General features: G+C 66.3%; 16 protein-coding genes. 3 read left to right on the forward strand and 13 right to left on the reverse strand.

Translation table 11 applies throughout. The features are described from left to right. The first annotated feature begins 26 nt into the window (after positions 1-26). A complete protein-coding gene (locus WKW79_RS21240; protein ID WP_340337187.1) occupies positions 27-1,295 on the forward strand; it encodes a D-amino acid dehydrogenase in 1,269 nt (422 codons plus the stop codon). 1 nt (position 1,296) lies between these two features. On the opposite strand, the gene WKW79_RS21245 is transcribed toward WKW79_RS21240, so the two are convergent. Further along, entirely contained in the window at positions 1,297-1,866 is a 570-nt protein-coding gene (locus WKW79_RS21245; protein ID WP_340337188.1) for a cob(I)yrinic acid a,c-diamide adenosyltransferase, read from the reverse strand. Positions 1,867-1,965: 99 nt separating this feature from the next. Between WKW79_RS21245 and WKW79_RS21250 the strand changes: the two genes are divergently transcribed. Next, positions 1,966-3,390 (forward strand): FAD-binding oxidoreductase, encoded by a 1,425-nt coding sequence (locus tag WKW79_RS21250; protein ID WP_340337189.1) that lies wholly within the window; start codon positions 1,966-1,968, stop codon positions 3,388-3,390. Positions 3,391-3,503: 113 nt separating this feature from the next. On the opposite strand, the gene WKW79_RS21255 is transcribed toward WKW79_RS21250, so the two are convergent. The 11 genes from WKW79_RS21255 to WKW79_RS21305 all read right to left on the reverse strand — a co-directional run bounded on the left by WKW79_RS21255 (position 3,504) and on the right by WKW79_RS21305 (position 13,041). Then, positions 3,504-4,388 carry a CsgG/HfaB family protein gene (locus WKW79_RS21255; RefSeq protein WP_340337190.1) on the reverse strand — a complete coding sequence of 295 codons (885 nt, stop codon included), beginning with the start codon at positions 4,386-4,388 and terminating at the stop codon, positions 3,504-3,506. A gap of 120 nt (positions 4,389-4,508) precedes the next feature. Then, positions 4,509-4,910, reverse strand: a complete 402-nt coding sequence (locus tag WKW79_RS21260; protein ID WP_340337191.1) for a VOC family protein — start codon at positions 4,908-4,910, stop codon at positions 4,509-4,511. Positions 4,911-4,916: 6 nt separating this feature from the next. Next, positions 4,917-5,690 carry a DUF4184 family protein gene (locus WKW79_RS21265; RefSeq protein ID WP_340337192.1) on the reverse strand — a complete coding sequence of 258 codons (774 nt, stop codon included), beginning with the start codon at positions 5,688-5,690 and terminating at the stop codon, positions 4,917-4,919. A gap of 48 nt (positions 5,691-5,738) precedes the next feature. Continuing rightward, on the reverse strand, positions 5,739-6,680 hold the full coding sequence (locus WKW79_RS21270; protein ID WP_340337193.1) for a ParB/RepB/Spo0J family partition protein: 942 nt from the start codon (positions 6,678-6,680) through the stop codon (positions 5,739-5,741). A gap of 63 nt (positions 6,681-6,743) precedes the next feature. Beyond that, the gene (locus tag WKW79_RS21275) at positions 6,744-7,289 is read right to left on the reverse strand and encodes an RBBP9/YdeN family alpha/beta hydrolase (protein WP_340337194.1); all 546 of its coding nucleotides are present in this window, start codon (positions 7,287-7,289) and stop codon (positions 6,744-6,746) included. 130 nt (positions 7,290-7,419) lie between these two features. Then, entirely contained in the window at positions 7,420-8,277 is an 858-nt protein-coding gene (locus WKW79_RS21280; RefSeq protein WP_340337195.1) for a ParA family protein, read from the reverse strand. A gap of 157 nt (positions 8,278-8,434) precedes the next feature. Continuing rightward, positions 8,435-9,049, reverse strand: coding sequence for a LysE family transporter (locus WKW79_RS21285; RefSeq protein WP_340337196.1), 615 nt, complete (start codon positions 9,047-9,049; stop codon positions 8,435-8,437). A gap of 97 nt (positions 9,050-9,146) precedes the next feature. Further along, positions 9,147-9,794, reverse strand: a complete 648-nt coding sequence (gene rsmG / locus WKW79_RS21290) for a 16S rRNA (guanine(527)-N(7))-methyltransferase RsmG (protein WP_340337197.1) — start codon at positions 9,792-9,794, stop codon at positions 9,147-9,149. Continuing rightward, the gene (gene mnmG / locus WKW79_RS21295; RefSeq protein ID WP_340337198.1) at positions 9,791-11,737 is read right to left on the reverse strand and encodes a tRNA uridine-5-carboxymethylaminomethyl(34) synthesis enzyme MnmG; all 1,947 of its coding nucleotides are present in this window, start codon (positions 11,735-11,737) and stop codon (positions 9,791-9,793) included. Before mnmG ends, rsmG begins: the two co-directional genes overlap by 4 nt. Positions 11,738-11,934: 197 nt before the next feature. Beyond that, positions 11,935-12,855 carry a transglutaminase-like domain-containing protein gene (locus tag WKW79_RS21300; protein WP_340337199.1) on the reverse strand — a complete coding sequence of 307 codons (921 nt, stop codon included), beginning with the start codon at positions 12,853-12,855 and terminating at the stop codon, positions 11,935-11,937. Then, the gene (locus WKW79_RS21305; protein WP_340337200.1) at positions 12,856-13,041 is read right to left on the reverse strand and encodes a DUF1328 domain-containing protein; all 186 of its coding nucleotides are present in this window, start codon (positions 13,039-13,041) and stop codon (positions 12,856-12,858) included. Positions 13,042-13,209: 168 nt separating this feature from the next. On the opposite strand from WKW79_RS21305, the gene gstA reads away from it, so the two are divergent. Further along, entirely contained in the window at positions 13,210-13,818 is a 609-nt protein-coding gene (gene gstA / locus WKW79_RS21310) for a glutathione transferase GstA (RefSeq protein ID WP_340337201.1), read from the forward strand. An 82-nt stretch (positions 13,819-13,900) separates the two neighbouring features. Here the strand turns inward: gstA and WKW79_RS21315 are convergent, their stop codons facing one another. Next, positions 13,901-15,163, reverse strand: coding sequence for a YbfB/YjiJ family MFS transporter (locus tag WKW79_RS21315; protein ID WP_340337202.1), 1,263 nt, complete (start codon positions 15,161-15,163; stop codon positions 13,901-13,903). Positions 15,164-15,343: the final 180 nt, after the last annotated feature.

A 15,343-nucleotide genomic window follows, 5' to 3' on the forward strand; every position in this document is an offset into this window, starting at 1 on the left:
CCATCCAAAGGACGTCGAAACCCCTCATGCAAGTCACAGTGCTCGGCGCCGGCATCGTCGGCCTTGCCGCCGCGTGGGAGTTGTCGCTGCGCGGCCACGCGGTCACGGTGATCGACCAAGCCGCACCGGGCCATGGCGCCAGCGGCGGCAACGGCGCGCAGCTGAGCTACTCGTATGTGCAGCCGCTGGCCGACCCATCCATCTGGGCCCAGTTGCCGAAGCTCTTGCTGTCGCGCACTTCGCCGCTCAAGCTGCGACCGCAACTCGATCCCCAGCAGTGGCGCTGGGGGCTGGAGTTCCTGGGCGCCTGCAATGCCGAGACCTCGCGCAGCACCACCGAGCAGTTGCTGGCGCTGGCGATGCGCAGTCGCGCGGGCTTCGAATCGATGATGGCCGAGCTGCAGCCGGACTGCGACTTCTCAGCCACCGGCAAGCTGGTGATCTACCGCAGCCAGGAGGCCCTCGACGGCGCCGCGCGGCAGGTCGCGTTGCAAGCCGAACTGGGCAGCGCGCCGCAGCGCATCGTGTCGCCGGATGAATGCATCGCGATCGAGCCCGCGCTCGTCGCCGTGCGCAACGAGATCGCGGGCGCGGTCTACACGGAGAGCGAATGTGCCGCCGATTGCCTCAAGCTTTGCATCGCGCTGGTCGATGCGCTGCAGGCGCGCGGCGTGCACTTCATGCTGGGCGAGACGATCGACGGCTTTGCCTTGCGCGGCGACACCATCAGCGCGGTGACAACCTCGCGCGGCGCGGTGGATGGGGATGCCTTCGTGCTGTCGCTGGGGAGCGCATCGAACGCGCTCTCGCAACGGCTCGGCGTGCGGCTGCCGGTGTATCCGCTGAAGGGCTACAGCATCACGCTGGCGGTGGACGAGACGCCCGGCGCGGCGCCCACGGTGAGCGTGACGGACAGCGCGCACAAGGTGGTGTTCGCGCGGCTCGGCCAGCGGTTGCGCGTGGCCGGGATGGCGGAGCTGGTCGGGGCGGATGCGTCGATTCCGGCGGCGCGCATCGAGTCGCTGGTGGCTTCGACGCGCGCGGTGTTTCCGAAGTGCAGCGACTTCGCGGAACTGAATCCGTGGACCGGCATGCGGCCCGCGACACCCACAGGCCTGCCGATCGTGGGGCAGCTTCCCGGCGCGCCGCGCAACCTGCTGTTCAACACGGGGCATGGGGCGCTGGGATTCACGCTCTCGTTCGGTTCCGCGGGGCGGATTGCGGATGCGCTCAACGAGTTCGCGCCCTCGCCCGCGCCGCCGGAGACGGGATGGGGGCGGGATACGCAGGATTGATTCAGTCCTGCGCCTGCGCTCGCGCCAGGCGTTCGCTCTTCCAATACACGTCATCGCCGCCGTCGACGCGGTTCAGCACGCGGGCCAGTACGAACAGCAGGTCGCTGAGGCGGTTGAGGTACTTGCGCGGGGCGTCGTTGAGCTGCTCGCCCTGCCCGAGCGCCACCACAGCGCGCTCCGCCCGTCGCGCGACGGTGCGGCACACATGCGCATGCGAGGCGGCGCGCGTGCCGGCCGGCAGGATGAATTCGGCCAGGCGCGGCAAGGTGGCGTTGTGCTCTGCCAGAGCGTTGTCGAGTTGCAGCAGCGCATCGGGCTTGAGCAGCGTGTAACCCGGCATCGACAGCTCGCCGCCGAGGTTGAACAACTGGTGCTGCACGTCGACCAGCAACTCGCGCACCGCATCGGGCATCGGCTCGCACAGCAGCAGGCCGATGTTGGAATTGAGTTCGTCGACGTCCCCCATCGCGTGCACGCGCAGGTGGTCCTTGGGCACGCGCGTATTGTCGCCGAGGCCGGTGCTGCCGTCGTCGCCGGTGCGCGTGGCGATCTGTGTGAGGCGATTGCCCATGTGGGTAGCTTTCTGGAGTGCGGTTCCTAGAATGGTAGACCGCCAATCGCCGCGCGCCCGATGCTGCGACCGGGAGGCCCCTTTTCTGGAGACAAGCCGATGAACGCCCCTGCCGACCTCGCCCACCTGACGCCCGAGATTGCCTTGCGCGACGTGCCCGAAGCCTTGATCGCCGCGCTCAAGGCGCGCTTCGGCGCCAACTGCTCGACGGCCATGGCGGTCCGCACGCAACATGGCCGCGACGAGTCCTCCTTCGACGCGCCGCCACCCGCGGCCGTGGTCTTCGCCGAGTGCACGCAGGACGTGGCGGATGCGGTGAAGCTGGCCAGCGACTTCAGCGTGCCAGTGATCCCCTTCGGCGTCGGCTCTTCGCTCGAAGGCCACCTGCTCGCGGTGCAGGGCGGCATCAGCATCGACCTGCAGCGCATGAACCAGGTGCTGTCGATCAACGCCGACGACTTGACCGTGACGGTGCAACCCGGCGTCACGCGCAAGCAGCTCAACGAAGAGATCAAGAGCACCGGCCTGTTCTTCCCGATCGACCCGGGCGCCGATGCCTCCATCGGCGGCATGACGGCCACGCGCGCCAGCGGCACGAACGCGGTGCGCTACGGGACCATGCGCGAGAACGTGCTGGGCCTGGAAGTGGTGACGGCCAGCGGCGACGTGATCCGCACCGGCACGCGGGCCAAGAAGTCATCGGCCGGCTACGACCTCACGCGACTCATGGTCGGCAGCGAAGGCACGCTCGGCGTGGTCACCGAGATCACGCTGCGCATCTACCCGCTGCCCGAGGCGGTGTCGGCCGCGATCTGCTCATTCCCGAGCATCGAGGCGGCGGTGCGCACGACCATCCAGATCATCCAGCTCGGCGTGCCGATCGCACGCGTGGAGCTCATCGACGTGAACGCGGTGCGCATGGTCAACGCCTATGCCAAGCTGGGCCTGCGCGAGGAGCCGATGCTGCTGATGGAATTCCACGGCTCGCCAGCCGGTGTGAAGGAGCAGGCCGAGACGGTGCAGGAAATCGCCAGCGACCACGGCGGCAATGCCTTCGAATGGGCCAGCACGCCCGAGGAGCGCACACGACTCTGGACGGCGCGGCACAACAGCTACTTCGCGGCGGTGCAGTCGCGGCCCGGCTGCCGCGTGATCTCGACCGACACCTGCGTGCCGATCTCGCGGCTGGCCGACTGCCTGCTCGAATCCGTGGCCGAGACCGATGCCAGCGGCATCCCCTACTTCCTCGTCGGCCATGTCGGCGACGGCAACTTCCACTTCGGCTACCTGATCGACCCGAACATCCCCGAAGAGCGCGTCAAGGCCGAGAAGCTGAACCACGACCTGGTCAGCCGTGCACTGTCGCTGGAAGGCACCTGCACCGGCGAGCACGGCGTGGGCCTGCACAAGATGGACTTCCTCATCACCGAGGCCGGCGCCGGCGCGGTGGACATGATGCGCACGATCAAGCGGGCGCTGGATCCGAAGAACATCATGAATCCGGGGAAGATCTTCAGCTTGTAGATGGGTCGCGGGGCGCCTGCCGAGCGCCGGGAGCGTTTCCAGACCCGATCGAAGAATGGGAATTCGGTCGTTGGGCCCTCAGGCGTCAACGACTTGAATCGAAGCTCCGAGACTCACTTCTTGCGCACGGGCGGCGGCGCAGAGGTTTGCGAAGGTGCCACGCCACCATCGACCCCGAGCCTGCCCCCGCCGCCGAGGCCTTGGCCTTGCACCGTCTGCGCCCTGTAGCTGCGCAGTGCGACGACCATCTGGTTGTACGCATCCATGAAGGCCGCGGCGATGACCTTGCCCTGCGCCGTGTTGGTGTAGCCGCCCAGCCCGCCGGCGCCGCCGCTGCCGAAGACCGAGCCGAAGGCGCCGAAGTCGGTCTTCGAGGCGCTTCCCTCCGAGGCCGCGACTTGCACACCGGAACGGTTGTCGATCAGCGTCAGCATCGCATTGGCTTCTTTGGTCTGCATGTTGCCGCCAACAGCGGTCAACACACCGCTATAGCGCCCGCCGACCAATCCACCCAGGGCGGCCCCGGCGCCCCCGGCATTGCTGTTGCTGAAGATGATGTCGGGCGACATGCCGTAGTCCGAAGCGACCATCTGGCCCGCGCCGAAATTGCTGCCCTGGCGCATTTCGCCGGATTGCATCAGCTGGCGCTCGCGATTCATCGCGTTCATGCCGGCCGCACCGCGCTCGACCACCACGAAGCAGTTCGATTGCTGGATCAGCAGGCGCAGAAGGTTCGAGGTCGGCGGCAGGCGGTATTCGTTGCGCAGGATGGTGTACCAGCCGGCGTTCTGGTTCTCGACGAGGGAGACAGTGCCCAGGGGTGAGGCGCAGCGCTCGAGCTGGCCGCTGGCATTGGCCGTGGCACTGCCCGCCGCACTGCCGGTGGCCGTGGTCTTGGCAGCCGGGGAACCCATTTGCATGTTCGTCGATTCGCAGCCGCCGAGCAGCAGCAAGGCGCCCGCCGTCGCGGCGCCGATGGACAGTCTGCCGAATTGCATGATGCACCCCACTCCATGTTTTGCTTGACGAAGCTTAGAGAGAAAGGGCCTGCCTGCTCATTCGCCAAAAGACAGCCGCGTGGAGCTATGCCGTCCGACGGATGTAGTCGATGCTTCCGTTCAGTGCCCGTGCTGCCAACTCTTGTAAACCGCTTCGAGGCTGTAGCCATCGGGGTCGAGAACGCTCGCCGCGTAGTAGCGCGGGTCGTAGTGGAGACGTGCGCCGGGCTCGCCGTTGTCGGTCGCGCCTGAGCGCATCGCGGCCTCGTGGAAGGCATTCACTTCGTCCTGGCTGCTGGCGACAAAGCCGACATGCACGGACCTCGCGTCCGCATCTCCCTGCCGGAGCCAGAAGAACACACGGCCATCCCGTCCGAAGCCCTTGAGGTCGGGATGCCCTTCGGGACCATCCTTGCCGTCGTAGTCGAGCACATGCGCGATGCCGAGCGGCCGGAGCGCTGCCTCGTAGAAGTCCATCGAGCGATCGAGGTCGCTGACGGTCAGGAAGATGTGGTCGAGCATGATGGGTCAGGCGTTCCTGCCTTTGCTCAGCCAGAGCGCGGCACAGGCGAGGAAGACGAAGAAGGCCGTTGTTGCGTGCATGACTTCCAGGATCAGCAGCCTGGAATAGTTGATCGCCCCGTCCGTGCCCGTGGCGCCCGAAATCGCAAAGGGCGTGGCGCAGACAAGGGCGGCAACAAGAATGCCGACAAGCAAAGCGAGGCGGCGACGATCGCCGGCACCCAGCACATCGAGGGCGCCGAAGCGTCTGGCGTAGCGGCCGTAGGCAAGGGCCAGGCAGAGGGTTCCAAACGCCGTGCTCGCATGCTGCGCGATGTTGAAGACCAGGACATCGCGACCGAGCACGGTGACGACCGGCTCACGAAGCATCGCAATGCCTTGCACGAAAAGACCTCGTTCATGCGTGAAGGCATCCCAGGCGATGTGCGTGGCCGCGCCGATCGCCAGCGACACTGTGACCAGCAGGATCGAACGGATCCCGGTCGGCCCACGGACAGCACCCATTGCAAGCAAGGCCTGGCGATGCGGCTTCGGCAAGAGATGCGCGACAGGCTCGCGCATCCGCAAGGCCACGAAAAGGACCAACAGCCCTGCAGGCAGGCAGACCGCAAGAATCCCGGGCGGCGTGTGCGCGAAGCTGGCGAGCCCGAAGCTGCCGATGTAGTAGCCGAAGTCGGGGCTCATGCTCCCCACCACCAGGCCTGCGAAGGACAGCCTGCCCTGCCCCGTCAGCCGCCGCAGGGGCAGCACGGCGGCAGCATGCGCAGGGGTCCAGGGCATCTCTATGCTCGAACAGCGTCAGTCGCACGGACGCGGCGTGGACAAGCGCTACGCCATCCCGCGAAAGCGGTCGATCAATCCGTTCAGCGCCTCGATCGAGCCGAAGTGGATGGCCAACTCGCCGCTCTGCTCCACCTTGCCGCCGCGCTTGCTCTTCTTCTTGATGCGGACCTCGATCTCGGCCATCAGCAGGTCGGCGAGTTCCTCTTCCACGCGCAGCAGGTCGCGCGACTTTTCCTCGTTGTTGCGGGCGCGCGGGGAGGACAGGCTGAAGTCGGCGCCAAGCTTCTTGACCAGGGCCTCGGCCTCGCGCACCGACAGCTTGCGCGCGGCGATCTGGCTGGCCGCGGTGATCTGCATGGCCTTGTCGAGCGAGAGCAGCGCGCGGGCATGGCCCATGTCGATGTCGCCGGCCATCAGCATCGCCTGCGCCGGCTCGGCCAGGTTGAGCAGGCGCAGAAGGTTGCTGGCGGCGCTGCGCGACCGTCCGACGGCCTGGGCCGCGAGTTCGTGGGTCAGGCCGAATTCGGAGACCAGGCGTTGCAGGCCCTGCGCTTCTTCCAGCGGGTTCAGGTCCTCGCGCTGGATGTTCTCGATGAGCGACATCGCGGCGGCCGATTCGTTCGGCACGTCGCGCACCAGCACCGGCACGCTGTCCAGGCCGGCGAGGCGGGCCGCACGGTAGCGGCGCTCGCCGGCGATGATTTCGTATTCGGCATTCTTGGCCGCCGCCGACGCCGCGTCGAGGCGGCGCACCAGGATCGGCTGCATGATGCCCTGGGCCTTGATGCTCTCGGCCAGCTCGTAGAGCGCGCCTTCGTCCATGCGCGTGCGCGGCTGGTAGACGCCGGGCACCATCTGGTCGAGCAGGAGGGTGCTGGGGTTCTGCGCGACGCCGCCTTCGGGCTGAGGCTCGCCGGATTCGCTGGCCGTGGGGCCGAGCAGCGCTTCGAGACCGCGGCCGAGGCCCTTGGGTTTCTTGGTGACCATGGTCAGGCCACCTTTCGCCGGGACGGCAGATGCACGAGGCGATGGACGCAAGGGCAGGTCATTTCAGTCCTTCTTTTCTAGCAATTCGTTGAGCAGCTTGCGGCCTTCGGGCCAGTCGCCCAGGCCGGATTCGCCGTTGAGATGTCCGCCCTGCCCCGCGTCGATGAACCGGGCGGCCCAGTCGACTGCCATCTGGCGCGAGCGGTCTTGCGCGCAGTACGGGTCATCGTTGGCCGCGATCAGGATCGACGGGAATGGCAGCGGTTGGCGCACGATGGGCGCCCAGCCGGGGATCATCTGGCGCAGATCGTCGCGCTCCAGGTCACCGGGCGCGACCAGCAATGCGGCGCGCACCCTGGCCGTGTTGCGCGAGTGCGCAGCCCAGGCGGCGACGAGGATGCAGCCCAGGCTGTGCGCGACCAACGTGACGGGCGCCGGGGCGGCCAGCAGTTCTTCTTCGAGCCGCGCTTGCCAATCGCCCCGCAGCGGGCGCATCCAGTCGTGCTGCTCGACCCGGTGGTCACCATGCACCGCCTCCCAGCGGCTTTGCCAGTGGGGCGCATCGCTGTTCTGCCAGCCGGGCAACAGCCAGATCGAGGAGGTGGTCATTTGCTATGAATTTGATAGCAAAGGGCGCAGTGGTATGTGGCGTCGTGCTCGTGCATCGCCAAAACCGTGGATGGCCGCGCGGCCACCACGGGTGGCGCGACGGGGCAGGACGGGCGAACGGGCCGGGCCACTACGCGTCGTTCGGAGCGGGCGTTTCCGCGGCCGGCGACGAGGCCGCCGGGAATTGCGGTGCAGCCGCCGGGGCCGAGGCTCCGGCCGCAGTTCCCGGCATCTTGACCACCAACTCCTGCGCGAACGCGAGGAAGGCCTGGCTGCCCTTGGCCGACGGATCGAACACCACGCCAGGCAAGCCGTAGCTGGGCGCTTCGGCCAGGCGCACGTTGCGCGGGATCACGGTGTCGAAAACCTTGTTGCCGAAGTGCGACTTGAGCTGGTCGGCGACCTGCTGCTGCAGCGTGATGCGCGGGTCGAACATGACGCGCAGCAGGCCGATGATCTGCAGGTTCTTGTTGAGGTTGGCATGCACCTGCTTGATGGTGTTGACCAGGTCGGTCAGCCCTTCGAGCGCGAAGTACTCGCACTGCATCGGCACGATCACGCCGTGCGCGGCGCACAGGCCGTTGAGCGTGAGCAGGCTCAGGCTGGGCGGGCAGTCGATCAGGATGAAATCGTATTCGGCGCCGACGGCGGCGAGCGCGGTGCGCAGGCGCTTCTCGCGGCGGTCGAGGGTGACCATTTCCACCTCGGCGCCGGCCAGCTCGCGGTTGGCGCCGAGCACGTCATAGCCGCACTTGTCGGCGGTGATGCGGGCTTCGGCCACGGTAGCGGACTCGAGCAGCACGTCGTAGACGGTGAGTTCGAGCTGGCGCTTGTCGATGCCCGAACCCATGGTCGCGTTGCCCTGCGGGTCGAGGTCGATCATGAGCACGCGCTGGCCGACCTTGGCCAGGCCCGCGGCGAGATTGACCGTAGTGGTCGTCTTGCCGACGCCGCCTTTCTGGTTGGCGATACAGAAGATGCGGGCCATCAGTGCTCTCTTCCCGGCTCGGTCGAACCATGTTGCGAGGCGGGGTGGCATCCACCCATGGCCAGGATTTCAGCGAACTTGCGGGGCCGGCGGCATGGCGCGCGGCGAGCGGATGGACGGATGCGGCAGGATGGGTACATCAGAAGGGCGTGCGCCATCAGCTGGAAACGGCGAGCTTGACGCCGAAACCGATCAGGAAGAGGCCGGCCAGCTTTTGCAGCTTGGACGAAATGCGGGGATTGGCGCGCAGCCGCTCGGCAAAAAAGTGCGTCAACAAGACAGCGCTCAATCCATAGAGGAAAGTCAGCACGGCAACGGTCAACGCCATGACGCCGAAGGTCACGAGACCCTGGTGCCTGGCCGGGTCGATGAACAGCGGGAAAAACGCCATGTAGAAAACGATGGCCTTCGGGTTCAGCAGCGTGATGGTGAACGCCTGGCTGAAATACTGGCGTGGACGGATGTTCAGGATCGGGGCCGCGCCTGGCTTGGCCATCAACATCTTGGCGCCGAGCCAGGCCAGATAGATGGCACCGAGCCATTGGACACCGTGGAAGACGGCCGGATAGGCGGTCAGCAACGCCGCAATGCCGGCCACTGCGGCCCACATCAGCGCCTGGTCGCCCGTGATCAATCCGAAAGTCGCGGCCAGTCCGCCGCGAATGCCACCCTTGCTGGTGGACGTGATCAGTGCCAGATTCCCTGGACCGGGAATCAGCAAGAATAAAACGATGGCCGCGACGAACGCGCCGTAATCAGCGATGCCGAACATGGGAAATCTGCCTGGGGGATGAAAGCATCGAGTGTACGCAAGGGCGATGCCGAAGCGGCCGCGCGCCCTCCCCGCCAAGGGCGCTTAGCGTCAAAAATCAGTCAACAACTGTTGCTTTCTGGCGTGCCCAGACAATGCAGCGCTCCGCGTCCAGTCCCGGAACCGTCAAATGTTCCACGTGAAACACATCGACACCCGGCGGAATGGCGGCCAGTTCATCGGTCGGCACCTTGCCCTTCATGGCCATCCAGCGTGCGCCGGGGGCCAGGAGTTGGGCAGAACCGCTGAAGAAATCCGGCAGCGAAGCAAAGGCGCGCGAACTCACGATGTCGTACTGCCCTGCCAGGGATTCGACCCGCGCATGAACGCCATGAAGATTGGGGAGTTTCAACTCCGCCGCCACCTGCTGGACGAAGGCCGTCTTCTTGGCCACGGCGTCAAGGCAGCTGACGTCGATGTCGTCCCGCAGGATGGCGATGACCACGCCGGGCAAACCGGCCCCAGCGCCCACGTCGATGAGCTTGCCGCCAGAAGGCAATTCACGCCGCAGCGGCTCGATGACCGCCATGCTGTCCAGCAGGTGGTGGGACAGCACCAATGCTGGATCGCGCAAGGCGGTCAGGTTGTAGACCTTGTTCCATTTCAGGATCAGTGCGGCGTAAGCGAGCAACCGATCCGCTTGCCGTTCGGTCAAAGGCAATCCCAACGCAGCGGCGCCCGCGTGCAATGCGGCAACCTGCGTCATTCCGAGATCTCGGCGGCAGCCGACGTGAAGGCGCGATGGCCGCCCTTGCGCAGATGGATCATCAACAAGGAGATGGCAGCGGGCGTGATGCCTGAAATGCGCGACGCCAGGCCCAAGGTTTCAGGCCGATGCTTGGCAAGGATCTGCCGCGCCTCGAAGCTCAGCGCGGTGACCTGGCTGTAGTCGAAGTCGGCCGGCATCTTGAGGTTCTCGAAATGGGCGGCGCGTTGCACCTCGTCGTGCTGGCGGTCGATGTATCCGGAGTATTTGGCAGCGATCTCGATCTGTTCGATTTCGGTGGCGCCCAGGTTCGCGCCCTCTTGCGTCGCGTACTTTCCACCGTCCAGCGACATCAACGATTGGTAGCTCACATCCGGCCGGCGCAGCAGGTCTGCCAAGTTGTATTCATGCTCAATGGCCTTGCCGAGGACTCGCTCCGATTCGGTGGCCGGCAAGTTGCGCGGATTCACCCAGATTGATTTGAGTCGTTGTGTTTCACGTGAAACAGCGTCTCGCTTTCGCGAAAAAGCATCCCAACGAACATCGTCCACCAGACCCAACTTGCGCCCTTCTTCGGTCAGCCGCATGTCCGCGTTGTCCTCACGCAGTTGCAGCCTGAACTCGGCGCGGCTGGTGAACATGCGGTACGGCTCGGTCACGCCCTTGGTGATGAGGTCGTCAACCAGGACGCCCAAATAAGCCTGATCCCGACGCGGCATCCAGGACTCTTCGCCCCGGCATTGCAGCGCAGCATTGATCCCGGCGAACAAGCCCTGCGCCGCCGCTTCTTCGTACCCGGTCGTTCCGTTGATCTGCCCCGCAAAGAACAACCCTTGGATCGCCCGTGTCTCGAAGCTCGACTTCAGCGCGCGAGGATCGAAGTAGTCGTATTCGATCGCATAGCCGGGCCGCAGGATGTGCGCGTTCTCCAACCCCTTCATCGAACGCACCAGCTTGTACTGCACGTCGAAGGGCAGGCTCGTGGAAATCCCGTTCGGGTAGTACTCGTTGGTCGTCAGGCCTTCGGGTTCCAGGAAGATCTGGTGGCTTTCCTTGTCGGCAAAGCGGTTGATCTTGTCTTCCACGCTCGGGCAGTACCGCGGCCCGACGCCGTCGATCTTGCCGGTGAACATCGGGCTGCGGTCGAAGCCGGAGCGGATGATCTCGTGCGTCAGTTCGTTGGTGTGGGTGATCCAGCACGGCATCTGCTGCGGGTGCATGTCGATGCTGCCCATGAAGCTGAACACCGGCAACGCCGTCGTTGTGCCGCCGGGCATGCCATCGCCGGGCTGCTCGGTGCACTTCGAAAAGTCGATGCTGCGGCCATCCAGCCGTGGCGGCGTGCCGGTCTTGAGGCGGCCCTGGGGCAGCTTGAGTTCCTTGAGCCGTGCCGACAGGCTGATCGCCGGGGGGTCTCCCGCTCGTCCGGCCTGGTAGTTGTCGAGGCCGACATGAATGCGGCCGTCGAGGAAGGTTCCGGCCGTCAGCACCACGGTGCGCGCACGGAACGCGATGCCCACCTGCGTGACGGCGCCGACCACGCGGTCGCCCTCCACCATCAGGTCATCGACCGCCTGCTGGAACAGCGAGAGGTTCGGCTGGTTCTCCAGGCGACGACGGATCGCGGCCTTGTAAAGGACACGGTCAGCCTGCGCGCGGGTCGCTCGCACGGCCGGCCCCTTGCTCGAATTGAGGATGCGGAACTGGATGCCCGATTCGTCCGTGGCAATCGCCATCGCACCGCCGAGCGCATCGACCTCCTTCACCAGGTGGCCCTTGCCGATCCCACCGATCGAAGGGTTGCAGCTCATCTGCCCCAGCGTCTCGATGTTGTGGCTCAACAGCAGCGTCTTCGCGCCCATGCGCGAAGCGGCCAGGGCGGCCTCGGTGCCGGCATGGCCGCCGCCGACGACGATCACATCGAATTCTTCAGGGTAGAGCATGGGAGCAGGCGCACAGGAGGGGCGCGGCAAAACGGGGCACCAATTTTAGTCGGCCACCCCTTCTTGTGCCTGCCGCGTGGTCAAGTGTCCCGGCGCTACGACTGCGTACGAAAGCATGCCGCGATGCCCATCAGACGCTCGTCGTCTGCTATCAATTTCATAGCGTCGCGAGGCCCTGCCCCTCTCGCACCCGGCCCTTAGCCCGCCGTCTCCAGCGAATGCGCCGCAGCATCGGCACCATCGTCGGCGCGCGGCACAACCGCCACGGGCTTCTCGATGCCCACCAGCTCGCCCGTCGGCGCCGGCTCGCGCAGCGGCGGCGCACTCTCGTCCTGGTACTCGCGAATGGTGATCGCCTTGTCGGTCATGCGCACCGGCCCGAAGATGGTGCAGAAGGCCACGTCCTTCGCATCGCGCCCGGTGCCTACGCGCACCAGCCGATCCACCGGCGCCATGCGGGTCGCATCGAACAGCACCCAACGCCCGCCCAGCCACGCCTCGAACACCGCATGGAAATCCTGCGGCGGCTCATCGAACCACACATAGCCGACCACCAGCCGCGCCGGGATGTTCAACGCCCGGCACAACGTGATGCCCAAGTGCGCGAAATCGCGGCACACGCCCGCCCGCTGCACGAACACCTCCTGCGCCGTGGTGGTCGACGTGCTGGTGCCCGGCTCGTAGGTGATGCTCTCGTGGATCCAGTCCACCACCGCCTGCACCCTCCCGATGCCCGGCGGCAGATGACCGAACAGCTGCTGCGCCGCGCGAGACATCAGGTCCGACTCGCAATACCGCGTCGGCATCAGGTAGTGCAGGACCGAATCCGGCACCTGGTTGACCGGCACCTCGCCCAGTTCCTCCGGCAAGACCAACGGCGAGCGTTGCACCACGGCGCGATAGCGGATCTTCAGCGGCCCGGGTTCCGCGTCGAAGCGGATGAAGCGGTTGCCGCTGCCTTCGTCGCAGAAGGCATTCAGTTCCAGCGGCGGCTCCACCACCAGTTCCTCGCTCAGCACCGACTGGCCGCTGGATCGCGCAGCCTCGATGTTGAGCAGCATGTGCGAAGGCCCGGTCACCTCATAGGCGAGGACGGTTTCAATGTTCGAGTAGTGCATTCAGCGCAGTGCCTTCCTGGCCGCGCCGACACCCAGCGCAGCGAGCACCAGGAACACCACAGCAAGAATGAGGAACAGGCCGAACAGCACCTTGGCAATGCCGGCCGCGCCCGCCGCCACGCCGGTAAAGCCGAGCGCCCCGGCGACGAGCGAAATGATCGCGAAAACAATGGCGTACTTCAACATGACCATCTCCTGTTTGCGGCACGACAGTCCGCGATAAAGGCAGCGTAGGTTTGCGTGCGCTCACCCCGGGACGGCAGCGTCCGCGAAGCCCCGTAGGACAAGCCCTTGCGCCAAACCCGCTAGGATGGCCCTCGCCTTTTCCAGTCCAACCACAAAAGGAGCAATTCAATGAAGCTGTACTACTCGCCCGGCGCCTGTTCGCTGTCACCCCACATCGCGCTGCACGAGGCCGGCCTCGCCTTCGAACCCGTGCTCGCCAGCACCAAGAGCCACAAGCTTCAGGACGGCACCGACTACTACGGCATCAACCCGCTCGGCTACGTGCCGATGCTGGAACTCGACGACGGTACGCGCCTGCGCGAAGGTCCCGCCATCGTCCAGTACATCGCCGACCAGGCCCCCGCCAAGAACCTCGCGCCGGCCGCCGGCACGATGGGCCGCTACCGCCTGCAGGAATGGCTGACCTTCATCGGCACCGAGATCCACAAGACCTTCAGCCCGCTGTTCAACCCGGCCACGCCCGAGGAATACAAGGTCATCTCCAAGGACAAGCTCAAGAGCCGCTACACCTGGCTCGACGGCCAGCTCGCCGGCAAGCAGTACCTGATGGGCGACACGTTCAGCGTGGCCGACGGCTACCTGTTCACCGTCACCAACTGGACCAAGCCGACCGGCGTCGACATCAGCGGCTTTCCGAACCTGACGGCATGGCACGCACGCGTCGGGGCGCGCCCGGCAGTGCAGGAAGCCATGAAGGCCGAAGGCCTGCTGAAGTAACTCCTACGGCTTTGCATTCGAGCGCAGAACAAGGCGGAGCGCCGCTGACAGTGCCGTAGCACGGCAAGGCGCTCCAACGCAGTTATGCGCTCGAAGGCAACGTCGTATGGTGCAGTGCGCGCTGGCGGGAGGCCAGCGCCGCACCCAGCCACAGCGTGCCGGCCGAGACGATCAGCCCGCGCGCCAGGCCGCCGGCGCCATCGGAGATCCATCCGGTGACCGTCGGCCCCACGATCTGCCCCAGCGCGAAGGCGATCGTGAACGCGCTGATGCCGCGCGCCCAATCCACTTGCGGCAGGTTGTGCCGTACCAGTGCCGTGGTCGATGCCACCACCGACAGGAACACCGCGCCGAACATCAGGCCCGACACCAGCGCCACGGGCAAGGACGGGCTCAGCACCGGCAGCAAGGTGGCCACGCCCAGCAGCATGTTCAGCAACGCCTGCGGCTGCCCGCCATGGAAGCGGTCCAGCAAGCCAGCCCACAGCCGTGACGATGCCACGCACGCGAGTCCCAGCAGCGAATAGAACAGCGTGACGAAGCCCGCGCTCGCGCCCTGCTCGCGCAGCAAGGCAATGATGAAGGTCATGTAGCCGATGTAGCCCGCGCCAAACAGCGTATAGCCGCCCAGCGCCCAGCCGAAGCGATGCAGGGCCACCGGTTCCGATGCCTGCTGCGCCGTGCCACCCGCCATGGCGCCCGGCGTACCCAGCCCCTGCCCCGCCATCGCATGTGCGGCCCACGCCAGCCAAACGGTGCCCAAGGCACTCGCCAGCGCCAGGGCCCACCATGCCCATGCCCATCCGTGCGCGACGCCCGCTGCGGCCTGCAACACGGCCGGCACGAGCACTGCCGAGAGCACGATGCCGAAGCCCGTGCCGCCGTAGTAGAGCCCGAGCAGGAAGCTGCTGCGCGAAGGCTGCGCCGCGCCGAGTCGCGCCGCCAGCAGGCCGCCGGCCACGAACACCCAGGCGCTCGCCAGTCCCGCCAGCAGGCGCTGCAAGAGCAAGGCCGGCGCCGAGGTCACGAAGCCGCTGCCCGTCATGAACAGCGTCGCCAACAAGGCCCCAACGATGAGCACCCGCATCGCGCCATGACGCCGCATCAACGCCGGCGTCATGAGTGCGCCGACCAGGTAGCCCACCGCATTGGCCGTGTTCATGCCACCCGCCAACGCATAGCTCCAGCCGAGATCGGCGCGCATCGGGGGCAGCAGCAAGCCGTAGGAAAAGCGTGCGAGGCCCAGCGACACCGCCGCGCCCATCGACAGGGCGAGCGCCACCCACAGCGCGCGTCCGGCGGTCATCGTGGAGGGCGTGGAAACGTTGGGCGGGGAAGAAGTCATCGGGCGAGCGGACCATTCTCCGGCAATCGCGACGATAGCGAATTCGCTCCTGCGCCGGATCATTGAAATGGGCGGCAGTGGACGCATGTATCGGGTGGACAGCACCGATCCGAATTCAAATGATTCAGCGGGTGCTACACCAAAGCCCACAACCCCACCGCAGCACGGTTGAACGCGCCG

Origin of the sequence: Variovorax robiniae (assembly GCF_037889955.1) — a bacterium.
In the GTDB taxonomy this organism is placed as follows: Bacteria; Pseudomonadota; Gammaproteobacteria; order Burkholderiales; family Burkholderiaceae_C; genus Variovorax; species Variovorax robiniae.